The organism is Lysinibacillus sp. GJ-1, from assembly GCF_021166035.1.
Taxonomy (GTDB): domain Bacteria; phylum Bacillota; class Bacilli; order Bacillales_A; family Planococcaceae; genus Lysinibacillus; species Lysinibacillus sphaericus.
Genome location: NZ_CP088912.1, coordinates 3012391 through 3035101 on the forward strand (window position 1 = coordinate 3012391; position 22711 = coordinate 3035101).

Annotated in this window: 25 protein-coding genes, 1 pseudogene, 1 riboswitch and 1 other annotated feature (1 of these 28 cut by a window edge); of the genes and pseudogenes, 6 read left to right on the forward strand and 20 right to left on the reverse strand. The window is 36.6% G+C overall.

What is annotated here, in order from left to right:
• Positions 1 to 199: 199 nt before the first annotated feature.
• From LO754_RS14920 to comGA, 13 genes are all read right to left on the reverse strand, one after another.
• Positions 200 to 2368, reverse strand: coding sequence for a transcriptional regulator (locus tag LO754_RS14920; protein ID WP_231784695.1), 2169 nt, complete (start codon positions 2366 to 2368; stop codon positions 200 to 202).
• 569 nt (positions 2369 to 2937) lie between these two features.
• Complete coding sequence (locus LO754_RS14925) at positions 2938 to 3861, reverse strand: serine/threonine-protein kinase (RefSeq protein WP_231784696.1); 924 nt, start codon at positions 3859 to 3861, stop codon at positions 2938 to 2940.
• Positions 3862 to 4116: 255 nt separating this feature from the next.
• Positions 4117 to 5580 carry an aminomethyl-transferring glycine dehydrogenase subunit GcvPB gene (gcvPB, locus tag LO754_RS14930; protein ID WP_231784697.1) on the reverse strand — a complete coding sequence of 488 codons (1464 nt, stop codon included), beginning with the start codon at positions 5578 to 5580 and terminating at the stop codon, positions 4117 to 4119.
• Positions 5573 to 6919, reverse strand: coding sequence for an aminomethyl-transferring glycine dehydrogenase subunit GcvPA (gene gcvPA / locus LO754_RS14935; RefSeq protein ID WP_024361261.1), 1347 nt, complete (start codon positions 6917 to 6919; stop codon positions 5573 to 5575). The genes gcvPB and gcvPA overlap by 8 nt, the downstream gene beginning before the upstream one ends.
• A gap of 25 nt (positions 6920 to 6944) precedes the next feature.
• The gene (gene gcvT / locus LO754_RS14940; protein ID WP_231784698.1) at positions 6945 to 8048 is read right to left on the reverse strand and encodes a glycine cleavage system aminomethyltransferase GcvT; all 1104 of its coding nucleotides are present in this window, start codon (positions 8046 to 8048) and stop codon (positions 6945 to 6947) included.
• Positions 8049 to 8286: 238 nt separating this feature from the next.
• Positions 8287 to 8379, reverse strand: a riboswitch (glycine riboswitch).
• A 145-nt stretch (positions 8380 to 8524) separates the two neighbouring features.
• Positions 8525 to 9040 (reverse strand): shikimate kinase, encoded by a 516-nt coding sequence (locus tag LO754_RS14945; RefSeq protein WP_024361263.1) that lies wholly within the window; start codon positions 9038 to 9040, stop codon positions 8525 to 8527.
• Positions 9041 to 9056: 16 nt separating this feature from the next.
• Complete coding sequence (locus LO754_RS14950; RefSeq protein ID WP_024361264.1) at positions 9057 to 9257, reverse strand: hypothetical protein; 201 nt, start codon at positions 9255 to 9257, stop codon at positions 9057 to 9059.
• On the reverse strand, positions 9235 to 9660 hold the full coding sequence (gene comGF, locus LO754_RS14955; RefSeq protein ID WP_231784699.1) for a competence type IV pilus minor pilin ComGF: 426 nt from the start codon (positions 9658 to 9660) through the stop codon (positions 9235 to 9237). The genes LO754_RS14950 and comGF overlap by 23 nt, the downstream gene beginning before the upstream one ends.
• Positions 9657 to 9971, reverse strand: coding sequence for a type II secretion system protein (locus tag LO754_RS14960; protein ID WP_025219979.1), 315 nt, complete (start codon positions 9969 to 9971; stop codon positions 9657 to 9659). Before LO754_RS14960 ends, comGF begins: the two co-directional genes overlap by 4 nt.
• Positions 9968 to 10408 (reverse strand): competence type IV pilus minor pilin ComGD, encoded by a 441-nt coding sequence (gene comGD / locus LO754_RS14965; RefSeq protein WP_024361267.1) that lies wholly within the window; start codon positions 10406 to 10408, stop codon positions 9968 to 9970. Before comGD ends, LO754_RS14960 begins: the two co-directional genes overlap by 4 nt.
• The gene (gene comGC / locus LO754_RS14970; RefSeq protein ID WP_024361268.1) at positions 10405 to 10746 is read right to left on the reverse strand and encodes a competence type IV pilus major pilin ComGC; all 342 of its coding nucleotides are present in this window, start codon (positions 10744 to 10746) and stop codon (positions 10405 to 10407) included. Before comGC ends, comGD begins: the two co-directional genes overlap by 4 nt.
• Before the next feature lie 11 nt (positions 10747 to 10757).
• Entirely contained in the window at positions 10758 to 11840 is a 1083-nt protein-coding gene (gene comGB, locus LO754_RS14975; RefSeq protein WP_231784700.1) for a competence type IV pilus assembly protein ComGB, read from the reverse strand.
• Entirely contained in the window at positions 11815 to 12837 is a 1023-nt protein-coding gene (gene comGA, locus LO754_RS14980) for a competence type IV pilus ATPase ComGA (RefSeq protein ID WP_231784701.1), read from the reverse strand. Before comGA ends, comGB begins: the two co-directional genes overlap by 26 nt.
• 324 nt (positions 12838 to 13161) lie before the next feature.
• On the opposite strand from comGA, the gene LO754_RS14985 reads away from it, so the two are divergent.
• Both LO754_RS14985 and LO754_RS14990 read left to right on the forward strand, forming a co-directional pair.
• A complete protein-coding gene (locus LO754_RS14985; RefSeq protein ID WP_025219980.1) occupies positions 13162 to 13872 on the forward strand; it encodes a helix-turn-helix transcriptional regulator in 711 nt (236 codons plus the stop codon).
• A 119-nt stretch (positions 13873 to 13991) separates the two neighbouring features.
• The gene (locus tag LO754_RS14990) at positions 13992 to 14234 is read left to right on the forward strand and encodes a DUF2626 family protein (RefSeq protein ID WP_024361272.1); all 243 of its coding nucleotides are present in this window, start codon (positions 13992 to 13994) and stop codon (positions 14232 to 14234) included.
• An 80-nt stretch (positions 14235 to 14314) separates the two neighbouring features.
• On the opposite strand, the pseudogene LO754_RS14995 reads toward LO754_RS14990, so the two are convergent.
• Positions 14315 to 14958 (reverse strand): annotated as a pseudogene (locus LO754_RS14995) (MBL fold metallo-hydrolase).
• Between the two features lie 168 nt (positions 14959 to 15126).
• Between LO754_RS14995 and LO754_RS15000 the strand changes: the two are divergent.
• Together LO754_RS15000 and LO754_RS15005 are read left to right on the forward strand one after the other, a co-directional pair.
• The gene (locus tag LO754_RS15000; RefSeq protein WP_024361274.1) at positions 15127 to 15306 is read left to right on the forward strand and encodes a DUF2759 domain-containing protein; all 180 of its coding nucleotides are present in this window, start codon (positions 15127 to 15129) and stop codon (positions 15304 to 15306) included.
• Between the two features lie 203 nt (positions 15307 to 15509).
• The gene (locus LO754_RS15005) at positions 15510 to 16049 is read left to right on the forward strand and encodes a TlpA family protein disulfide reductase (protein ID WP_105928901.1); all 540 of its coding nucleotides are present in this window, start codon (positions 15510 to 15512) and stop codon (positions 16047 to 16049) included.
• Positions 16050 to 16158: 109 nt separating this feature from the next.
• Here the strand turns inward: LO754_RS15005 and LO754_RS15010 are convergent, their stop codons facing one another.
• The 4 genes from LO754_RS15010 to rpmG form a co-directional block, all read right to left on the reverse strand.
• The gene (locus LO754_RS15010; protein WP_024361276.1) at positions 16159 to 18054 is read right to left on the reverse strand and encodes an LTA synthase family protein; all 1896 of its coding nucleotides are present in this window, start codon (positions 18052 to 18054) and stop codon (positions 16159 to 16161) included.
• Positions 18055 to 18331: 277 nt separating this feature from the next.
• The gene (locus tag LO754_RS15015; protein ID WP_024361277.1) at positions 18332 to 18541 is read right to left on the reverse strand and encodes a YqgQ family protein; all 210 of its coding nucleotides are present in this window, start codon (positions 18539 to 18541) and stop codon (positions 18332 to 18334) included.
• A gap of 1 nt (position 18542) precedes the next feature.
• On the reverse strand, positions 18543 to 19127 hold the full coding sequence (locus LO754_RS15020; RefSeq protein ID WP_231784702.1) for a 5-formyltetrahydrofolate cyclo-ligase: 585 nt from the start codon (positions 19125 to 19127) through the stop codon (positions 18543 to 18545).
• Positions 19128 to 19192: 65 nt separating this feature from the next.
• On the reverse strand, positions 19193 to 19342 hold the full coding sequence (rpmG, locus tag LO754_RS15025; RefSeq protein WP_008408521.1) for a 50S ribosomal protein L33: 150 nt from the start codon (positions 19340 to 19342) through the stop codon (positions 19193 to 19195).
• 260 nt (positions 19343 to 19602) lie between these two features.
• Between rpmG and LO754_RS15030 the strand changes: the two genes are divergently transcribed.
• The gene (locus LO754_RS15030) at positions 19603 to 19944 is read left to right on the forward strand and encodes a hypothetical protein (RefSeq protein WP_231784703.1); all 342 of its coding nucleotides are present in this window, start codon (positions 19603 to 19605) and stop codon (positions 19942 to 19944) included.
• Between the two features lie 2 nt (positions 19945 to 19946).
• Positions 19947 to 20462 (forward strand): hypothetical protein, encoded by a 516-nt coding sequence (locus LO754_RS15035; RefSeq protein ID WP_231784704.1) that lies wholly within the window; start codon positions 19947 to 19949, stop codon positions 20460 to 20462.
• A gap of 125 nt (positions 20463 to 20587) precedes the next feature.
• Here LO754_RS15035 and LO754_RS15040 read toward each other — a convergent pair whose 3' ends face one another.
• Both LO754_RS15040 and trpE read right to left on the reverse strand, forming a co-directional pair.
• Entirely contained in the window at positions 20588 to 21157 is a 570-nt protein-coding gene (locus LO754_RS15040; RefSeq protein WP_108029767.1) for an anthranilate synthase component II, read from the reverse strand.
• Positions 21154 to 22539: an anthranilate synthase component I gene (gene trpE / locus LO754_RS15045; RefSeq protein ID WP_231784705.1), complete on the reverse strand. Its 1386-nt coding sequence runs from the start codon at positions 22537 to 22539 to the stop codon at positions 21154 to 21156. Before trpE ends, LO754_RS15040 begins: the two co-directional genes overlap by 4 nt.
• A gap of 33 nt (positions 22540 to 22572) precedes the next feature.
• Positions 22573 to 22711: a binding site (T-box leader), on the reverse strand; it runs 58 nt beyond the window's last position.

A 22711-nucleotide genomic window follows, 5' to 3' on the forward strand; every position in this document is an offset into this window, starting at 1 on the left:
TGCTTGATAAAATTGACCATATTTCTTGCTGACTTCATTTCTCGTATCGTTTTGCAAAAACGTAACGAGAAATATGTAAGGATTTTATCAAGCCCGTCATTTGAGTAAATTCATATTTATGTTAAAAGATTTGCTTAAATAACAAATCTTAAACATACGATTTAAACAATCGATGTCCGTAGTTTCTTCATGTTCGGTTTTATGCTTTAACAGCACTTGTCCCTTTAGTAATCGTGACTTCAAGATTTTTAACATTACCGTTAAATACAAGGTCGATTTGACATAAGCTTGTTTTCTCATCAATGATGTAGCCAATATCATCTCCATCATGAATGATCGAGTTTACATGGCCTTTATCATTTAGCCACTTACTTTTTTGACTACTTGGATTATTACTAAAGAAGCGAACGATATTCTCATGCTTAAAGTCACCTGATTGGAATCTTAGAATTCTTTCAATATACGTACTAACTTGAGTTTTGTAGATTGAGTCGAATCCATCTTCTTCCATCGCTAAGCTTCTAGCTTTATATACTGTAATACGTTTAATATCTTTATCCTGTAATTGTGCATTTTCAGATGAGAATACAAATCCAAAGCTTCTGCTATTAATCGCATCTTTAATATTATTTGTAAATCCAGAAATTTCTTTTGCCATCGTAGTCACAGCACGTAATGAGTTGTCACCTGCTTCAATGTCAAAACGAACCCCCGGATAATTTCTCTTCACATTTCTAAATGATTCTTTTAAATACTCTGGACATTGATAAGCGGATACAATCCCTGCTGCTACATAGCTTGCGCCTACATATACACCCTCGATCCATAGTTTTAAAATATCTTCTTTTTCTTTTGATAGTCGCGCACCATTCTCCGTTGTCTGCATTCTTGTATCAATGACAACCCCAGACTTATCTTTCGGAATTATAGTAAAGTTTGGCAAGCAAGGGATTGCAAATTCACTATAATCTTTGCGAACGAGCACCGAACATTTATCGATTAAACGGTCAATACCTGCCGTAGCGATACCATTAAACGTTGTCTCTTCTTCAGCCATAAAATTAAAGAATATTTGGACTTTATAATCTTTAACTGTATCCAGAAGACTAGATAAAGATTCCATCGTGTTGCCTTCCTGCTTTGCAACTTTTTCATTTCCTTTAAATCGAGATCTAGTCACTTTCATCTTTCCAGAAGCTTCAAGTTCAAGTGATGGGACGATTCCATACCATACTGTATCTGTAAAATCATTTTTCGAGTTGACAGTATTTAAATACGTACGCAATCTTGGCAAATTATTACTTTTAACAAGCATATCTAGTTTTGTATTTGTAACTAATAGCGAAGGTTGCATCCCTTTATTTTTAGTTGCATATTGGTCAAAGTACATTTTTACTCCGAGTAGCTTTTCAACTAATGGCTTTACTGTCTTTACAAATTCATCCTTAGCATCCTTATAGAATTCTAGGTATGTATTGTAATTTTGTACTTCTGTTTCAACATCAAAATCCGCTTTCACTGATGGTAAAGGGGAAAATGTTCTTACGACTAAATCTTTTACATAAGAAGATGGAGATTCTGTGATTGCTTCATAGTCTTCTTCGAAAACAGTACTTAAACCATAATTACTGTTTTCTTCAATAACCATCAGCTCTGATGAATTCGTTTGAGGTGCTTCAATAATTTTTAATTCACCTGTGTCCCCAATAGTAAGTGTTCCAATTTGTAACTTTTCGGACTCATTTTCCTCCTGATTAGCACCTAGTAAAAGTCTCGTTTTTATATCTTCAATTGCTAATGGCAATATGGCCATAACATTGTTATAGTTTCTGCTGGCAACCTCAAACATAAGATTTAACTTATCTCCAGTATCTAGCTTCTTCGGATCACCATCGTCTAATTTGTCATATTCACCATACAAGTAATGAATTTCTTTTCTTACTTGGCGTATATCATCCATTACTTTTTTAGGAGAAATCATGTCTAATAGATTTTCAAATTTAAAATCTACATTCGTAATTCCTTGGCTTCGTTTCGTATCAATAAGGGTGAAAAGCATTTTCAAAAAATCATTATTCTGATCAATTGCGATTTCAGAAATGCAATCGTCTTGAATGCCTTCAGGTTTTTTTAGCGTATACATTACTTTTTGATTGGCAGCATTGTAGAATGAATAAACTGTTGGAGAGAATTTATCTAAAAATTCATCGAAGCTTTTTACAAGTAGATATTGATTTATTTCTTTGATTTTCTCATCGCTTAGACTATCAATTCCTTTAACATCCCCAACAAGTGTAATTAAATCTAACTTTTCCGGATTAATTTCCTCAAAGAGCATCGTTCTGTTTGTTTGATTAATAATCTCCATTTTTTCGGCTGTAATGTACAGCCATCCCTCCCTTAATAATGGATTAAATAAGCATAGTCATTAGTGAAGTCATTAAAAATCTTTAAAAATTCCTATTTAAAACTTTTTAGTTATTTTATGTAAATAATTAGGCGTTAGAATCCCTTTTATTTTAGATTTTTAATGCATCATCAAGCATAGTTTAAATTCGTATATGGTATAGATAATCTATAGTACCTGATGTTTAAAATATGTACTGTCTACTTCACTGATGAGTAAAATGGCTTCACTAAAATTCCGTTAAATGAACCCTTCACTAATAACAATTTGTATCACAAAGTAACTATACAATATCTTATTTTATTGTCAATATTTGCATTGGTACTTTTTTCTATTAATGTACTGTTATTAGTAATTTTTAACCAAAAGAAAAAAAGCACAATCTAAACGTAGTAAATTGCAAAAAAACGCTGATATATCAATAAAAAAACAGCCTATGGATCCATTATAGAAATTCCAAAAGCTGTTTTATATTTATAATTATGTAAATAAAAAATGATTAATAAGGATTAAAATTGATACCCATGTGGCTATTTATTATTATATCGCGCTAAGTAATTTTGCATTTTTTGTTTAAATTTCTCAATTAATATAGCCATTTCCACCCATTTCAGTGAGGAGCACCGTTTTTGGGGCTCTACTATTAGGCACCACTTAATGATTTTCGCCATTACTATACTCACATTTTTATTATAGTTCCTTATATTCACCAGCTGGTCATCATTCACTCTTTGCGAAATATCTAGTGGCACAATATTTGTCATTGAATAGTATATAGTAGCAGCTAGGCTAAAAATATCTGTATAGATTCCTTGTTCAGATTGATTTGAGTACTGCTCGATTGGTGAATATCCTGCAGTTGTATATATAGTAGGATTAATAGTTGTTTCATAGTAAATTGCCGAGCCAAAGTCGAGTAAACGAGGACTGCCTTCCTTATCAATAATAATGTTATTAGGTTTTATATCTCGATGAATAATTCCTTTGTTGTGTAAATAACAAAGTGCATCTATTATTGGAAGAAATATTGTATCAAATAATTGAACCCTAGTATTTAATTGATAATCTAATAAATATTTATCCATTGGCGTCCCTTTATGAAGTGTCATCACAATATAGACTGAATTATTCTCCTCAAAGTGTGTCACATATTCTACAATATTTTTATGATTTACTTGTTCCAATATCTGTGCTTCATGAATAAAATTGTCCTTCAGTTCCTCAAACTGTTGTTTTTTAGATGGCGAGCGATAAATAATTGTCTTATTATCTAAATCCCGTAAAGCTATTTCACTGGGGAAAAATTCCTTTATCACCTGATGCTCGCCCGTTTGCACATGTTCGGTAAGATATACAATAGACAATTTACTTGTGGATAGAATTTCTTTTATTATATATGTATCTTTTAGTGTTGTATGAACTGATAAACAACACTCCGAATGAATAGCATTCATTATTTCCGCCCATCCTTTACTATATTTTTTAATAAAAAGACAAGAGTTAATTACAATTAAATGTATTTATTCAATTTTATTACTATATTAACTAACTATAATATCAGTGTTTATTGAAAATGTCTGCTATGTTTTCTATTTTACGAAACGAAATAATAGGAAGGATATTGTCATTCTTATGATTTCCAGCAATTCGCGCTTTTACACTAAAAAACTGCCCGACCAGTTACAATACTAGTCGAGCAGTTTTTGTTTTTATGCTTTTTGATAACGAAGCACTGGTGTACGGGCAGCGCGTGTTTCGTCTAGGCGAGATACGACTGTTGTATGTGGTGCTTCTTGTACGATCGATGGGTTTTCTTCTGCTTCTTTGGCGATTTGAATCATAATGTCGCAGAAAGCATCTAATGTTTCTTTTGATTCTGTTTCTGTAGGCTCAATCATTAACGCTTCTTCCACATTGAGTGGGAAGTACGTTGTTGGTGGATGGTAGCCGAAGTCTAACAGACGTTTTGCGATATCTAATGTACGAACGCCTAGTTTCTTTTGACGACGACCAGATAATACAAATTCATGCTTGCAATGACGGTTATATGGTAGGTCGTAGAATGGCTCTAGGCGACGCATCATATAGTTTGCATTGAGTACAGCATATTCTGTAACAGCTTTTAAGCCATCAGGACCCATCGTACGAATATACGTATAAGCACGTACGTTAATGCCGAAGTTGCCATAGTAAGGTTTTACGCGACCGATAGATTGTGGACGCTCATAATCGAAGTGGTATGCGCCATCTTCTGTTCTGACAAGTACTGGTTTTGGTAGGAATGGGATTAAATCAGCCTTTACGCCTACTGGACCTGAACCTGGACCACCGCCACCGTGTGGACCTGTAAATGTTTTGTGTAAGTTTAAGTGTACACAGTCAAAGCCCATATCGCCAGGACGTGCTTTACTCATTACGGCATTTAAGTTAGCGCCATCGTAGTATACTTTCCCGCCAACTTCATGAATAAGCTCTGCCATTTCGATAATATTTTCTTCAAATAAACCTAGTGTATTTGGGTTTGTTAACATTAATGCTGCTGTGTCTGTCCCTACTACTTTACGTAAATCCTCGATATCGACTAAGCCGTTTTCATCAGATTTAACTGTAATTGTTTCAAAGCCTGCAACTGTTGCTGATGCTGGATTTGTACCGTGTGCAGAGTCAGGAACGATGACTTTATTACGATGTCCTTCGCCATTTGCTTCATGGAAAGCACGAATCATCATTAATGCTGTCCATTCACCATGCGCACCTGCCGCTGGTTGTAATGTGACTTCATCCATCCCTGTAATTTCGACTAAAGACGTTTGCAGTTCATAAAGAAGTTCCATTGCACCTTGAACAGTAGATTCATCTTGTAATGGGTGTACATTAGCAAAGCCAGATAGACGTGCCACTGACTCATTGATTTTCGGATTGTACTTCATCGTACATGAACCAAGTGGATAGAAACCAGAGTCTACACCGTGGTTACGACGAGATAGTGCTGTATAATGACGCATAATATCAAGCTCAGAAACTTCTGGTAACTCCGCCGCTTCTTCACGAATACAGTTTGCAGGAAGTAAATCCGCAAGATCGATTTCTGGTACATCTAACGCTTCTAAGCTATACCCTACGCGACCTTCTTTTGTAATTTCAAAAATGAGTGATTGATTTTCGTTATGCATTGAGAGCCCCCATTTCTGCAACAAGTGCATCAATTTCTTCCTTCGTGCGTAATTCTGTGACAGCGATTAGTACATGTTGCTTCAGTGAATCGTATGTTTGACCCAATGGATAACCGCCGATAATGCCTTTTTCAAGTAAGCCTTTGTTGATTTCTTTCACGCATTTATTTGTTTTTACAACGATTTCGTTAAAGTGTGCACCTTGGAATGCCACTGTAAAGCCTGCCGCTTCAAAAGCATTTTTTGCGTAGCGTGTTTTCGCAATATTTTGCATGGCCATTTCGCGTACGCCTTGCTTGCCTAAAGCAGTCATAGCAACAGATGCTGCTAGAGCTAACAGCGCTTGGTTTGAACAAATATTCGATGTTGCTTTGTCGCGACGAATATGCTGCTCACGCGCTTGTAGTGTTAACACATAACCACGACGACCTTCACCATCTACTGTTTCCCCAACAAGACGACCAGGCACTTTACGCATTAATTTTGTTGTGACAGCGAAGAATCCACAGTGTGGACCGCCGAAGCTTTCCGCAATACCAAATACTTGTGCATCGCCAACGCAAATATCGGCACCAAGCTTACCTGGTGGTGTTAAAATTCCTAGTGCAAGTGGGTTAGATGATACAACAAATAAACTTTTCGCATCATGTGCAATATCTCCGATAACTTGTAAATCTTCTACTTGACCGAAGAAGTTTGGATATTGTGCAATAACAGCCGCTGTATTTTCATCAATCAGCTCTTTTAAAGCTTCTACATCTGTGACACCATCTTTATGAGGAATTGTGACGATGTCGATTGATTGACCGTATGCATATGTAGCAACGACATCACGATATTCAGGGTGAACCGTTTCAGATACTAAAATTTTCTTACGACGTGTATGACCTGCTGCTAGCATCCCTGCTTCTGCCAGTGCTGTTCCGCCGTCATACATAGAAGAGTTGGCAAGATCCATGCCTGTAAGCTCCGCAATCATTGTTTGGAATTCAAAAATAGCTTGTAATTCCCCTTGTGAAATTTCAGGTTGGTACGGAGTATAAGCTGTATAAAATTCTGAACGAGAAATGACATGGTCCACGATAATCGGTTTATAGTGATTGTAGACACCTGCACCTAAAAATGATACGTTCGCATTTGTATCTTTATTTTTTGCAGCGAGTGCTGATAACTCTTTTAAAAGTGCTGATTCTGATTTTGCTTCTTTAATATCATAAAGGCCTTTGAAACGTACTTTTTCAGGAATATCCTCGAATAACTCATCGACTGACGATACACCAACTACGTCTAACATGTCTTGTTTGTCTTGCTCCGTCATTGGTAAATAACGATGTTTCATAAATGTAGGTCCCTCTTTTCAAATTTTATTTTGAACGCTTGTAAAACGGTGTTTCAACTGTTACTACCTTTAAGTGCTTACCACGAATTTCGATTTCCAATTCTGTTCCGATAGTTGCGAATTGGCTGTCAATTAAGGCGTTACCAACATTACGTTTTGAAGAAGGCAACTGCGTACCTGTTGTCACTTCACCGATTTCTTGACCATCCTTGAACACTTTGTAACCATGACGTGGAATCCCTTTATCAATCATTTCAATGCCGACAATTTTACGCGCTAAACCATTCTCTTTTTGAGCTACTAACGCATCATGCCCAATGAAGTCATCTTTATTCAATTTCACAGCAAAGCCAATGCCCGCTTCAAGTGGTGAAATTGTAGCAGAAAGTTCCTGCCCATAAAGTGGCAGACCCGCTTCAAAGCGCAATGTATCACGGCAACCTAAGCCTGCTGGCACAACGCCTTTGTCTTTTCCTGCCTCTAAAATAATATCCCAAAGAGCTTTAATATCCGCTGGAGCACCGTATAACTCAAAACCATCTTCACCCGTGTAACCACTGCGAGATACTAACGCTTTATGTCCTGCAATGTCAACATCCTCTTGGAAGCGGAAATATTTAATCGCACTTAAATCCGTAGCCGTTAATGATTGAAGAAGCTCTTCTGCAAGTGGTCCTTGTAAAGCGATTTGTGCAAAAGCTTCCGATTGATTGTCGATTGTGACATCATACTGATGTTGATTTTCCAACATCCAATCAAAATCTTTTTCAATATTGGCTGCGTTGACACATAGTAAATAATGATTATCTGCAAGTTTGTAAGTTAATAAATCATCGACAACGCCACCATCTTCATAGCACATTGCATTGTATTGCGCCTGACCAGTAGCAATTTTAGCGATGTCATTGGACAAAAGATTTTGTAAAAACGCTAGTGCATCTGGACCCGTTACTAAAATTTCGCCCATATGAGACACATCAAATAAGCCTGCACGATTACGCACTGCATCATGTTCTTCTTTAATAGAAGTAAATTGTACTGGCAATTCCCATCCACCGAAGTCAATTGTTTTACCACCATACTTTGCGTATTCGTCAAATAGAGGTGTACGTTTTAATTCATTCGTCATTACTATTGCCTCCTTATTGTTTGTATCATTTTACTGGTAGTAGTTCGTCTGCTTTTTTGACATTTCAAGCGCATACGCCGTAACAATGTCTAGACATAAAAAAAGACAGACGAACCCCTTTTCGGGATTCTCTGTCCTTGCACCTGAAAGTTACACCAATCTAACTCGCATTGCGAAAATGCCAATCAGTAGGCTTTCCCCTTTGGTGGCTGTTGTATTACAGCTCTCTCCAGAGTTGCGTCTTGTACGAGTCCTTTTACCTGAGAGATTCATAGCCCTTTGCTACTTGCTCCTTCGGTGGCGTCTACACGCGCTCTCCCCGTACAATCATCCGCCCAAGAATGATCTTGGTACTATTTAGTATTCAATGTACAAAAAGTTATCTTATTAGTCTATATCCTAACATTGATTGCATTGAAAAGGCAAACATTTTTTAATTTAACTCAAAAGACGAATATTACAGTCATATAAATCAATCATCGTTCGCTTTTTAATCTTTTTACTTGAAATACTAAATACTCTAGAATATGCCGAATCGTTCTACCTTCTGTCAGCACTTGAATATGGCCTGCATCGCGATAAAACTTTCTTCTGTAATGATACAGCTCCTCTAACTCTTCCTTGGTTGAGCTTTGTACTATTGGTCGATTTGGATCATGCTGTATTCGTTTATAAATATCTTCGAATGTCGCATCTAAAAAGAATACAAGTCCACTGCGTCTCATAATTTTACGGTTTTCCCCATTTATAGCCACACCGCCACCTGTAGAGATAATACATGCCTCGTCGCGGAAATTTTTCAAAAATTCCGTTTCTATTTCGCGAAAACGAGCCTCTCCATACTTCTCAAAAATTTGTGGAATCGTCATTCCCTGCTGTCTGACAATTTCATGATCCATATCATAGTAGGGTAATTTTAATAAATAGCTTAACCGTCTACCTAACGCACTCTTCCCGCAGCCCATAAAGCCCACTAAATATATTTTTCGCATTCGAATCACCTTCTTACTACGATTCTACACTGTCTGACAAAATTTGTCCTAATAAATTTATCGTAGCTCGAACATTCATCTTTTCTAACCCATCATATGTTCGAAACTGAATCTCATAAGACATGCAATACGTAAGAACAAAAGTAGTTACAAAAAATAATAATGCAATTGCGATTAAAAAAACAGCCCCTCTGTCATTTTTCAATAATTGGTACAAAATAGGTCCGCTCCTTCTTTAAACCGCTTGGAAATTCGACAGCGATTGTCAGTTCATTGCCACTCAATTGAAACTGGCAATTGTTTATACCCACAAGCATCGGGACATGACCACCATTCACTCTTTGTCGAATCATATTGTGATAGCAGTCAAAATACTGCCATGTATTGGCTGTTTGAAGCATGATCGTTCTTTGATTTTGCCTTACGGATAAGGAAGTAGCATTGGCCAAATTCGTAGTCATTTCGAAAACAAATAACTCCCATTTTGCATGTTCATCCGTCATGATAGAAGTTTTTATTGTAAGAGCCCACAGCATAATCAAGATGAAAACATGGCAAACGAGCACAAAGACGACCATTTGAATCAGCGCTTCCAATAAAGTATATCCTTTGTTGTTCATCGAATTTCACCTGCTAATTCAATACACTTTTGACGTAGTTCTCTTGTATTTTGAAATGTGACACATATTTTCTGTCCATCAAATAGCCAATGATAATCTACATCGTCAATCGTTTTTACTCCTGCGACTTGCTGAAAATAACGATATTGCTTTAACCCTTCATAAGCCGTTTCGGCAGCGGCAACTTCAAGCTTTTGATGATAGAGGGTTGTTTTCATTGTGTAGCTAATCGGAATTAACGTCGAGCATAACAGCATTACAATAACAACAGAAACAATTGTTTCAACAAAGGAGTAGCCCATTTCATTCATTCGACCCTCATTCTCCCTCGCCCTAGCGTTATGACTACTTTTTTAAGCCCTTGAGGTGTATGAAAATAAAGTGTCCCTGGCGTCATCATATTACCGATAAAGTTAAAGCGCACTGTATAAACGTTTGTCCCCTCTGTCAATAGTTCTACCCCTTTTGGAAAGGGGCGAGTATATTCTGTTGTAAAAAAATCTTTTTTAATACTGTAACGTTGTAAGTGTGGCTCAAATTTTATAAATATATAATCCTTGTGGTGCATACTATACGTTTGCAAATAGTGAAGGTCTAATTGCATTTGCATAAAAAAACGTTCCACTTCTTTTGCTTCAGCTACTTTCACTGATAATTTTGTTACAATGGCAGTTAATGACATTACTATAAATAACACCATGACCATTTCAAGTAGCGTATAGCCTCGTTCATTTTTAATGTGATTCATTGTCCATCAACCTCTGCTGTAGAGGATTGTTTTGCTAATTGCACTTCTCCTTTAGTGGTAATCACGATTTTTTCCTTATTTGGGCAAGTCGTTCCCTGCTCTTTTAAATATCCCTTTGCCACCAAATCGTCTAATGAAGGATACTCCATAAAATCTATCCGATAAGCCTCGACTTGTCCTTGCACCATCGAGATATATGCAGCACATCCTTTTTCATCAATCGTCGCAAAATGTTTTGTAACATTAGGAATTGTAATAAGTATTAAAATGGAAATAATCAACAGAACAATTAACATTTCAATTAAAGTAAATCCTGCTTCTTGTTGTATATGTTTCATGATAGGTCCTCCTATATAAGTTCAATCATGTGATAAATCGGTAACAATAAACTGATATAGGCCGCAACAATACATAAAGCAATAAAAACAAAAAACGTTGGTTGTACAAATGCAAGCAATCTTTGCAACAGGAGTTCTTGTTTTTCTAACAATAATTCACTATACAATACTAATTCCTTCCCTAAGTAACCGCTTTGCTCCCCATGCTCTACAAACGTAGCGAAATCATTTTGCCACACTGGAAGTAAAGTAACTGCCTGTGTTAAGGTATCACCAAAAGTAACCCTTTCCTTTATGCGACTAGCTAAAAAGCGTACATTCGGTTGGTACCGTTGTCGCTCTAAAATCTGCAAGCTTGCTTGTAAGGAAAAACCACTGTGCAGCAAGCTACCCAAATAAGCAGCAAATTGTTTTGTCATGGTTAAGCGAAAATAGCTATTCACAAAAGGTATTTTCAACATTATTTGGAGCTGTCTAGCAACCGATAACCTTTTTAGCATACGCTGATAAATGATGCTACCTAAAGTCAAAACAAAAAGAATTACGATAAATACGTCTGGAACATGTAATAATAATTTAGATACAGCAATAGACGACTGTTCCTCTGTTCCATAATCGTTGCGACTTGTCACCATTGCTTCAATATTAGGAAAGAAAAACGTACGAAATAACAGGAACAACAACAGTAAAAATACAATCAATACTACTGGATACAAAAGTAACTTCATTAATTTTTTCTTAGTCTCTTGGCTCAACGTCATTTGCTTGGCCACACCACCTAATGCTTCAACCATATGTCCATTATGTTCAGCAATTGAAATGGCTACCAAATAATGCTTGGCTAATTGTAAAGTGTCAAATACGCCAATTACACCTTTTCCTTGTTTAAGTGCTTCATCTACAAATTGTTGAACCTCCTCATAGTTTTTCACATGGTGTGGCAGCAGCATCGACACCGCTTGAGCAAACAAATAGCCTTCCTGTATTAAGACACTTAAACGCCTAATAAATTGTGCTTGTTCTTTTAGTCGCCATTTTGTTGTTCTTTTATAATCCAGTTGTAGTTTGTCAATAAACGCTCTGAGCTGCAGCATATTGTTGCCTCATAATTTCTTCTTTTTGACCAGCCAACGTTAGACGATAAGGCATTGCATAATGCGATTTTTGTATCAAAGCTTGAATGGCATGATCAAGGTGGCTATCACATAGTATTTCAAATAATGCTCGTCTTTCCTCTTGCTGTTGCGGAAGGTGTAATAACATTTGTGCCACAATAGCAATTACTGTTTGACGAAGCTCTTCTGGTGACACCCCTAAATCTAAAAGCCGATAGAGACAACTTACTGAATCCTTCGCGTGAATAGTAGACAACACTAAATGACCTGTAAGAGCTGCCTCGATAGCAATTTTAGCTGTTTCTTGATCGCGTATTTCACCGATCATAATCACGTCTGGCGAATGCCGCAAAATCGCTTTTAAGCCCGCCGCATAAGTAATGCCCGCTCGTTCATTTACTTGAATTTGAAGAAGATTGACTTGTTTATTTTCTACAGGATCTTCTAATGAAATAACATGGCGTTGAAGCTCGCTAGAACAATGGTGTATTAAAGAGTACAAAGACGTTGTTTTACCAGTGCCTGTTGCCCCGCAAAACAATAAAATGCCTTGTTGATTGTCTACTAGCTTGGTTAACTTATCAGCTGCACATTTGGAATAGCTTAAGGATGTAAGTGGAAATGCGTGGTTTTGAAGAAGAAGCCGTATAATAAGGCTTTCTTTTAAATAAGCAGAAGGAAGTGTGGAAACGCGTAAAGCAAAACGATTTTGCTCCACTATTTTCTGAAAAGAGCCGCTTTGTGGTTTACGCCGCTCACTAATATCTAATGCTGCTAAAAATTTATAATAGGACACGATGCGCTCGGCGAGTTCAGTGGGGAGCTCTCCTGCTGTCAGTAACTTATCACATTTTCGAAAATAGATTATATACCGATTTTCTTGCGGTATGAGTAATAAATCCGAAGCACCAAAATGATAGGCTTTCACTAAAAGATGCTCACTCTTTTGTTCTACAACAGATTCAAAAGTTTGCATAATTACCCCTTCTTTCTAGTTCATTCGAATATGACCGCTCTATTCGTTATTTCCTAGTATAAAGAGGAACACGTTACGAGAAAAGCCCTTTTTCTAAAATAAAAATTTGATGGATATTTCACTAGCAAACGCAAATTTTTCTAAAAATATTGTGGATAACATACAAATTTTCACAAATTATGAACAAAACATATGAAAAAGATAATATTTAAGCCTAAAGAATCTGTATCTTTTCCAATAATGCAATATAATAGAATCAGCATGATTTTTTTCCTAACTTTTCATTAACAGCAATTTTTCAAATAATACAATGAGGTGATGTAAATGATCCATCCATTAAAAATTACTAGTACTTTAGCCGACGAAACGAGGTACTCCATTTATGAGTATATTTTAAAAGAGAAAAAAACGGTAACAGTACAAAATATTGCTGATAAATTCAGCATTCATCCAAATGTTGCACGCCTTCACTTAACCAAGCTCTCAGAAATTAATATTATTACAGCAGATTTCGCAAAAACTGGTAAAGGTGGACGACCTGGTCGTGTTTATAAGGCATCAGAAAAAGGTGTTTCACTAACATTCCCTAGACGTGATGAAGAGCGCTTATTAAAATGGACGATCCAATTAGTACAAGAGTTAGGACCATCTGCTTTAACTAAATGTCAGGAAATTAGTTATCAAGATGGCTATCAACAAATGAGAAATTATGTAAATGCTGAATTAAAACTTAATAACATGCTATCCTTCGAACAAAAGCTTCAGCTATTAACAGACAATGCTGCATTAATTGGCTATACTCCACAAATACAGCAAACGGAAAAAGGGAAAAAAGTTATTTTCTCCATTTTTAATTGCCCATTCCAAGAGCAGCTTAATACCCACTCGGACATCGTTTGTACTTTACACGAATCTTACTTAAAAGGACAATTAAATGCATTATTTTCTAGTAATGAATTTATCCAAATCGAAAGCATGGTACATAACTGCGATTTATGCAAATATGAAATTAACGTGACAGAAATCGATAGCTAATTTGTAAAATCCATTTGTTTGTCACAAAGAAGCAGAAGTTCCAGTTTACAGACACCTTTCATATCATTTATAATGAGTAAGAGATTATTGTGTCGTGGGCAAAAGGAGGGGAAATCTTCATGGATAATATGTATAAAGTTATGGCATTCTGGACAGGTATTTTTGCAGTTATGTTCTACCTTGGTGGTATGAACGAGGTATCGCTATTATTCGTAGGTAATACAGGTTTATTCTTATTATTAGGCTTCTTGAACCTTTCAGAACGTATGTACATGTACATTTTCGGAGCATATTTAACTGTATTCTTCGCTGGCTTCACGTACTATACAACATTCATTCACGTACCTGGTGGCGGTCATTAATACAAAAAATCGCGTGTCTCAAAATCTTGAGACACGCTTTTTTTATTACCTATCGCTATCACATGCCGTTTAAAACGCCATTAAAAGCCATTTAAGAAAGGATTCGTTTCCATTTCTGTACCAATGGTTGTGTAATTCCCATGACCAGGGTAAACAATGGTATCTTCAGGCAATGATAGGAGTTTGTCATGAATGGATGCAAGTAATAGTTTTGTTGATCCTCCAAGTAAATCTGTACGCCCTATACTTTGTTCGAATAATGTATCTCCAACGATGGCAAAACCATCTTGTTCAAAAATATATGAAATACTACCAGGTGGTATGGAAGAGTAAATACGGCATTAAATACAAAATTACTTATTTCAAAAAGTTGCTCTTTTTTAATAATATGTTCTTTAGCAGGAGCAGCAACCTTATAATCTGGTAAAGAAGCATATTTACCAGAACCATTTTTCATCGGGTCATCTAGCCAGCTAACCTCTTTTTCATGAATCCACACAGGAATATTAAAAGCTTCTCTGACTTCATCCACTGCACCAATATGATCAAAATGGGCATGTGTTAAAAAAATGGCCAATGGCTTTAATCCATTGCTGCGAATTACCTTTATAATTTTTGTCGCTTCTTCGCCTGGATCAAATATTAAGCATTCTTTCTCTTTATTCGATACGATATAACAATTCGTTTGGATTGGTCCAAGGGAATAGCTTCGTACGTTCATCATCTTTATCACCTCAACTTCATATTATACATTCTTTGCCACAATTTGACGATAAAAGTTCATACTTTACTCTATATTAGTCCTCGACAAAAACAGGTAGAACGTTTACAATTAAGGAGGAATATTGTTTACGACATTCATTTTCTGATGTCGAAAGGAGTGTCTTTTTTAATGAACTTATTAATGGTTATTTTTGGTCTAGTAGCGATTTTAGCTGTCGTTGGTACATTCCAAGCAATTAAAGAAAAAAACTTACTAAGCATTGTTTTCAACTTAGCAAGTGCTGGGGTATTCGGTTGGTTCGTCATCATGACAATCGTTCATAGTGGATATCCTCCAGCGTTACACTAAAATCCAGACAGAAAAGAGCAGTCTCTATTAGGAGGCTGCTCTTTTTCTTTTCTGTAGAATGTTTTCATCCATGAATCATGCTAACCCTTATAAAAAATAGGAGGTTTTTTCTCATAAATTACGTTATCATATAAGGGATTATTTCATAAAGATGGTATAATTTATTTAATTTGCCTATATCTATATGCACTAAAAGGAGATTTATGATGAAACGTAAAACGATATTAATGGTCATCTCGTTAGTAGTTGTACTAGCACTCATTGGTATTGCTGTCAAAAATGAAATATACAAAGAGAGCCAACCTAATTTGATTGTAGATAAACAAACAGGGGCAAAAATGCTTAACTTTAAAAGCCCTTTAACACGCTTAGATGAATCCTCAACAACGTTAGAAGAATATAAAGGGAACATTCTAATTATTAATTTTTGGGCTTCTTGGTGCGGTCCCTGTCATGAGGAAGCGCCGGACTTAAATACTTTTTATGAGCAAAAACCAAATAATGTTGAGTTGCTCGCAATCAATGCAACTTCAAATGATAGTCGTGAAAATGCAATCAAGTTTCAACAATTATACAATTTAAGTTTTCCTATTTTCTTAGATCATGATCGAGCACTCGGGAAGGCTTTCGAAGTCATGGCTTACCCTACTACCTTTATTATTGATGCTGAGGGGACTTTGAGATATACAGTGGAGGGGCAAGTTACACAAAAGGACTTACAACAGTTCCTATCGCATCTATAAAGGATAACTAGCAACGATTGCATTGCTAAATTTTCAAAATTACCTGAATTGTTTGGGTGACTGGCACCAAAAAAAGGCATACTAGAAGTTCTAGTATGCCTTTTTTGATTTACTTCACTGCATTTTGTTTTAAATTGCCTGTTTTTTCATCATAGAATCGGAGTAAGTCCCCGTTTATGATGGCATCCGAATTTTCTAATTCCGTTGTTGCTCGGTCTGCATAAGGTTGACAAGGCGCTACATCAATTTGTTCCCCTGTTGCTTTGTCGTAGCAAGCCTCACCAGCATAAACGTATTTATCTGTAATGAATCGGCCGTCACGGAAAATAACGAAATCCTCGTGCTCTGGTGAGAATAAATCTGCACCAAGTTGCATATCTTTTGACGTTTCAACGCCAAGTAAATGTAAAATAGTTGGTCGTAAATCTATTTGTCCAGATACCTCTGTCATCTCTTTCCCTTGACCATCGCCAGGGATATGGATGAATAAAGGTACTTCTTGCAATAATGCATTATCATACGGTGTAATGCCGTCTTTTTCTAAATATTGTGCCATTGCTTTATTATGGTTTTCGGAAATTCCATAATGGTCTCCATACATAACGATAATCGAATTATCATAAACGCCTTGGTCTTTTAGATCTTGGAAGAAGTCTTTTAGCGCCTCATCCATGTAACGAACTGTTTGGAAGTAGCGATTTAACGTTCCTGAGTTTGATGTGTATTCAGGAATCATCACGTCTTCTGGATCTAAAGTGAATGGATAGTGGTTTGTTAACGTAATTAAACGAGAGTAGAATGGCTGTGGCATGTCTTTCATCAATGCAGCGGACTGCTCCATAAACGGAATATCTTTCATACCCCAGTTGACAGCTTGGCCTTCTTCTACTTTATATGAGTCTACATCATAGAACTTATCAATTTTTAATGATTGGTACATTATATCACGATTCCAGAACGATTTATTGTTCGGGTGCATAACGTTTGTAAAGTACCCATTTTCCCCAAGACGCTCTGCCATTGAGTTATACGTATTACCACCATGTGTGAAGAAGACCGCACCACGGCCAAGACCAAATAATGAGTTTTCTACAATAAACTCAGAGTCCGATGTTTTCCCTAACCCTGTTTGGTGATAGAAATTACTGAAATAATACGTATCTGGATCTTTTGTTAAAGAGTTAAAGAATGGCGTAATTTCGTGTCCATTCATATCATTATTAATCACAAAGTTTTGTAATGACTCGAGAGACACGACAATTAAGTTACGATCTTTGTATTTTCCAAACATATCTTCGTTAATCGCTGCTTGGTTAGAACGAATGTAGTTGTTTACTTCTACTAATTCACTGCCATCCGCTAATGCGCGTTGTGCAGATGATTTTGACTGAATATAAATATCATACAGATGATAGTTATACGTACCTATATTTTTAACAAGTAGTTCGCGGTCGAAGCTACGTGTTAATAATTGTGGACGCTCTGTTTCCGCTAAACCTAAGTTTAAAAATGTCATCGCAATAGCTAACACGAAAAATGCACGGCGGAATTCAACGTTTACTTTTACTGCTGCTTTCATTTTAGGTAAGTACTTATTAGCGATAATAATAATAAAGACATCTGCAAAATATAAAAGATCCCATGGATTAATAATAGCTGCAGCGGAAGTTCCTAAATCACTAAAGTTACTTGTCTGGAATAATACCGGCAATGTAATAAAGTCATTGTAGAATCGATAGAACGCAACGTTTCCGTATAAAACAATCGATAATACGATACTCATAGTGATTATATAGCGATTTCTTATTTTAGGTGTTTTAAAGAATAACGATAATCCATAAACAAACAGTAAAAAACTTAATGGATTAATAAACAAAATAAATTGTTGCATTGCATTTTCAATTTTCAACTCAAAGCTTGTGTGGTACACAATGACCGTTTTTATCCAAGTTGCTACGATTGCTAGTATCATAAATGAATGTTTAGGCCACTTAGTTAATTTCATTCCTAACATCCTCCCTATTCCTTACAAAAAAATAATAAAATTTACAATTTGATTTCTGAAACAAAATATATCTTAATCCATTTTTTACAGATAATCAACAGATATATTTTTGGCAGCCTTTCTCCTCGGCTTCATTATAGCTTAACATTAATATATACGTTTTTAAATGTAAAAAGTTTCGTAAAAACATAAAAACAGTGGTAAACCACTGTTTTTACGAATTTTACATACATATTACGATATTTTTACGGTACCCAAATTATTCGCTATTGAAACATTACTGCTTATTTTGCTCAACACGCAGTCTTGTCGTTTCTTGTCGTATTAACAACAGTGCCATTTGGTAATCTTTAATGTCGAGTACATTCGCCTTGTACAACTCACGAATTTCATCCTCCATTAACATTAAATCGCCAATAGGATCACGTGTATAAATATAAGTGCCATATGTTTTTAATAAATCATAAATATCTAGCATTTTATCCATTTTATTTCGCTCCTCGTTGCGCTTCACAATCAATGCGTTTTGTCGGTGTGATGATAAGATCTACTGGGTAGTCGTGCGTCTCTACAGGCACCTGTTCATATAGTTGCTCATCAAAAAGCACAGACATTAGTTTACCTTTTTTATAGTGTAATACATAGCGATCGTAATAACCACCACCGTAGCCTATTCGATAGCCTTGTGTGTCAAAAACTACGCCAGGAACAAGTATGATATCCATTTCATTTGCGTCAACAAACTCACTTATTTTCGGAATTGGTTCACGCAAATGCATATAAACAGTTTCTAACTGGGCAAACGATTCTATCGCATAAAATGACATTTCTCTTGTTTTTGCGTTACATTTTGGAACTGCCACTGTTTTACCAAGCTTCCAAAGTGCTTCGATTAGATGAATTGTGTCCACTTCTGGCTTATTAGAAATTGTAATGCCAATCGTATTTGCTTCTATTATATATGGTTCCTGTAGCACTTTTCTTGCGATAGCAAATGATTGTTCGCGATATGTAGCTGCACTCATATTTGAGAGTGCTTCACGCACCTTGTTTCGCAACAATGTTTTATCCACGACATCGCACCTCCCTTTAAAATGTAGAAAGCCAAAACCACGTGTGGTTTTGGCTTAATGAGCGATTACTTTGTTTCACGGTGAAGAGTGTATTTCTTCTCGCGAGAGCAATATTTTTTAAGTTCAAGACGCTCTGGATTGTTACGCTTGTTCTTTTTAGAAATGTAGTTACGTTCGCCGCAATCTGTGCAAGCTAAAGTAATATTTACGCGCATTATTAACCCTCCCACTCTATATCAAGAATTTAAATTTGAGCATGATTTATACGACTAACCTATTATAACATAAACTGAAAAAAAATCTACCTTCATTTCATATTAAGTTTGCATGTGGTAAAATACCTTATAATTACATAATTTAATGGGGTGAAACTAGTGGATTTATCCATCATACTTATGATTGTCGGTATCGTTCTTATCTTTTTATCGTTCTTTTTCAAAGATAGTGCGAAAAAGTCGAACAAGATGTCGAAGAATTGTCCATTTCTATTTTTCAAGAAACGAATAATTTAAAGCGACGTCTCAAAATTGTAGAAGAAGAGCTATTACTAGAACCTGAATTTCAGGTTAAATCATCCATAGCTAAAAATCCTCCGACGCAAAACCCAAAGGTTCAACAGGTTATGCAGGCTGTTCAACAAGCTGCACAAGTAAAAAAAGCTGAGCCGATGCCAAGCAACTTAAAGCCGATTCATGAAATCATTATCAGTCAGGTACTCGAACTCAACAAGCAAGGACTTTCCATTGCTGATATTAGTATTCGCTCCAATTTAACGGAAGAGCAAGTGCGACAAGTGATTGCAAACGGAGGTAGATAATAATGAATAAATCCACCATCCGTGCATTTGGTATCGCCCTTTTCCTAGTCGGCGCATTGCTTTCTATAGCCGATCGCTTGGATCTGAATATTGGTCTACCGACAGTTGCCTCCTCAAACGATAAGGATGTAGAGGAACTACAAAAAAAACTTGAGCAAGCAACGAAAGAAATCTCAACATTAAAAGCGAACTCGACGAAAGAAACTGGGAATGAAAATAAGCAACAAGAAAATGCAACTGACACGTCTGCAGAAGATAAGCGTACTGATAGTACCCCGAAAGCTGATAAGAACGCTGATAATGAAGTCACAATGACACTTCAAATATATAGCGGTATAACGCCCTATATTGTGGCGCAAAAGCTCGAAGACGGGGGCATTATTACAAATAGTGTAGAGATGGAGCTATTACTTGCGAACGCAAAATATGCTCGAAGTTTACAAATCGGCTCTTATGAAGTTAATTCTTCCATGTCATTAGAGGAAATTGCCAAATTAATAACTGGGAAAAAGCAATAATACATCGTAAATGACAAAAATCCACTTCGCTCTCCGCGTAGCACTTCATAAGTCGCAGGAGGCAAGTGGATTTTTTCTATTGAAAATCAAATTGTTTGGAAATTGTTTGAGTGCCTGGCACGCACCTAAACGAGTGATAAAAAGGCTTGCACGATGTCACTACCTGTCTTAGTGCCTATTGATTCTGGATGGAATTGCAATCCAACAAGTGGATAGTGCTTATGTTGAATAGCCATAATTTCTCCATCATCACGCGAAGTGGCAGTTATAATAAAATCTTCATGCAACGTGGATGGCTCTATGATTAACGAGTGATAGCGCATCACTTCCATGTCACCTTCGAATTGCGCAAAAACGCCTGTTTGCTCATACTGTAAAGCAGATAGCTTGCCATGCATTATATTTTTAGCTTGCTCAATTGTTCCCCCAAATGCCTGCCCTATCGACTGATGACCTAAACAAATCCCTAAAATCGGATATTTTGTATATAGTTCTTGTACAACTTGTACTGTGATTCCTGCCTCATTTGGTGTACCTGGACCTGGCGATAAAATAATTGCTTCTGGTTGCATGTCAATTATTTCTTCAATTGTTACTTCATCATTCCTTACTACTTGAACTTCCTTACCAAGCATACTGACTTGCTGAAATAAATTATATGTGAATGAATCATAATTATCGATGAGTAAAATCATTGTTTAACCTCCAGTAGCGCACGAGCTTTATTTAATGTTTCTTCATATTCAGACAAAGGTACTGAATCATACACAACGCCTGCACCTGCTTGCACATGCGCAAACCCATCTTTGATTACCATCGTACGAATAGCCAACGCTAAATCCATATCACCTGTAGCTGAAATATACCCAACTGCACCAGCATAAACGCCGCGCTTCACTGGCTCTAGCTCATTAATTAGCTGCATTGCTCGAATCTTAGAGGCCCCCGACACTGTACCAGCTGGCAAACATGCGCTAAGAACGTCTAACACATGGACTTCATCACGAAGTTCACCAATAACTTCAGATACAATATGCATGACATGTTTGTAGCGTTCAATGTTCATATATTTCACGAGCTTTACGGTGCCAATCTTGGAAATTCTTCCAAGATCATTACGCCCTAAGTCAACTAACATTCGATGCTCAGCGATTTCTTTTTCATCCGTCAATAAGCTTTCAGCAATCGCTTCATCTTGCTGTTGCGTTGTACCACGTGGTTTCGTTCCAGCAATTGGATTTGTTGTAACTTTGCGATTCTTGACCTTTACAAGACTCTCTGGAGAAGTTCCTAAAATTGTGTATGCCTCAAAATCCATATAAAACATATAAGGTGATGGATTCGACGTTCTTAACTGCCGATATAAGGCAAATGGATTGCCTGTAAACGATGAAGAAAAACGTTGGGATAACACGATTTGGAAAATATCTCCTTTCACAATATGCTGTTTTGCGCGTTCAACAATCGCAATAAACTCTTCCTTTGGTATCATTGGTTGAAAATCAATTGTACCTAGCTCCATTGCACCAAATGTCGTTCCTGCATGTAGCTGTTGCTCAATTTCAGCAATAGCGGCTTCCATCTTATCAAGGGTGCGCCCTTCATTAAATAAATCGATTGCTGCTAATGTCACCTCTTGCTTTAAATGATCAAACACGATAAACGTATCATAGAAAAAAACATGGACATCAGGCATTTCTAAATTATCATGTAAATATTCACCAATTTTTTCAGCATAAAAGGCGGTTTCATAACCAAAAAAGCCGATTGCGCCACCAAAAAAAGCAAAAGGATAATCCGCTTCATGAAGTGGCATTACTTCTTTTAGTTTTTGTAAGACATTATCGTTAGACGTATCCATTTTCATTCCTTTAGTATATTGGTAACCGTTTTTATCCCCAATCAGTTCTGCTATTGGGTTTACGGCGATAAAGGAATAACGCCCACTTTCTTCATGCTTGGCTGAAGATTCAAATAGCATCTTATGCTTTCCTGTCAGAGATTGATACACCGATATAGGCGTCATCATATCCCCCTGTAATACTTTGATGGCAAATCTGCTAAGCTCAACTGTCATTCTTAATCTCTCCTTCACTATGCTCTGCTCGCAAAAAAAGCCGTGGTGCCACCTTTATTGGTCTTAAAAGACCCTCTCAACACCTTGTAACGTAGGCAAACGCTAATCCATACTTAACTTCTGGATTAGGGCTCCGAAGTCCATTCGCTATTTATTTGTACTAGCTTCCACC

Coding starts and splice junctions, on each gene's coding strand:
- LO754_RS14920 (WP_231784695.1), bottom strand. CDS start 2,368: ATGGAGATTATTAATCAAACAAACAGAACGATGCTCTTTGAGGAAATT.
- LO754_RS14925 (WP_231784696.1), bottom strand. CDS start 3,861: ATGAATGCTATTCATTCGGAGTGTTGTTTATCAGTTCATACAACACTA.
- gcvPB (WP_231784697.1), bottom strand. CDS start 5,580: ATGCATAACGAAAATCAATCACTCATTTTTGAAATTACAAAAGAAGGT.
- gcvPA (WP_024361261.1), bottom strand. CDS start 6,919: ATGAAACATCGTTATTTACCAATGACGGAGCAAGACAAACAAGACATG.
- gcvT (WP_231784698.1), bottom strand. CDS start 8,048: ATGACGAATGAATTAAAACGTACACCTCTATTTGACGAATACGCAAAG.
- LO754_RS14945 (WP_024361263.1), bottom strand. CDS start 9,040: ATGCGAAAAATATATTTAGTGGGCTTTATGGGCTGCGGGAAGAGTGCG.
- comGF (WP_231784699.1), bottom strand. CDS start 9,660: ATGAACAACAAAGGATATACTTTATTGGAAGCGCTGATTCAAATGGTC.
- LO754_RS14960 (WP_025219979.1), bottom strand. CDS start 9,971: ATGAATGAAATGGGCTACTCCTTTGTTGAAACAATTGTTTCTGTTGTT.
- comGD (WP_024361267.1), bottom strand. CDS start 10,408: ATGAATCACATTAAAAATGAACGAGGCTATACGCTACTTGAAATGGTC.
- comGC (WP_024361268.1), bottom strand. CDS start 10,746: ATGAAACATATACAACAAGAAGCAGGATTTACTTTAATTGAAATGTTA.
- comGB (WP_231784700.1), bottom strand. CDS start 11,840: ATGCTGCAGCTCAGAGCGTTTATTGACAAACTACAACTGGATTATAAA.
- comGA (WP_231784701.1), bottom strand. CDS start 12,837: ATGCAAACTTTTGAATCTGTTGTAGAACAAAAGAGTGAGCATCTTTTA.
- LO754_RS14985 (WP_025219980.1), top strand. CDS start 13,162: ATGATCCATCCATTAAAAATTACTAGTACTTTAGCCGACGAAACGAGG.
- LO754_RS14990 (WP_024361272.1), top strand. CDS start 13,992: ATGGATAATATGTATAAAGTTATGGCATTCTGGACAGGTATTTTTGCA.
- LO754_RS15000 (WP_024361274.1), top strand. CDS start 15,127: ATGAACTTATTAATGGTTATTTTTGGTCTAGTAGCGATTTTAGCTGTC.
- LO754_RS15005 (WP_105928901.1), top strand. CDS start 15,510: ATGATGAAACGTAAAACGATATTAATGGTCATCTCGTTAGTAGTTGTA.
- LO754_RS15010 (WP_024361276.1), bottom strand. CDS start 18,054: ATGAAATTAACTAAGTGGCCTAAACATTCATTTATGATACTAGCAATC.
- LO754_RS15015 (WP_024361277.1), bottom strand. CDS start 18,541: ATGGATAAAATGCTAGATATTTATGATTTATTAAAAACATATGGCACT.
- rpmG (WP_008408521.1), bottom strand. CDS start 19,342: ATGCGCGTAAATATTACTTTAGCTTGCACAGATTGCGGCGAACGTAAC.
- LO754_RS15035 (WP_231784704.1), top strand. CDS start 19,947: ATGAATAAATCCACCATCCGTGCATTTGGTATCGCCCTTTTCCTAGTC.
- LO754_RS15040 (WP_108029767.1), bottom strand. CDS start 21,157: ATGATTTTACTCATCGATAATTATGATTCATTCACATATAATTTATTT.
- trpE (WP_231784705.1), bottom strand. CDS start 22,539: ATGACAGTTGAGCTTAGCAGATTTGCCATCAAAGTATTACAGGGGGAT.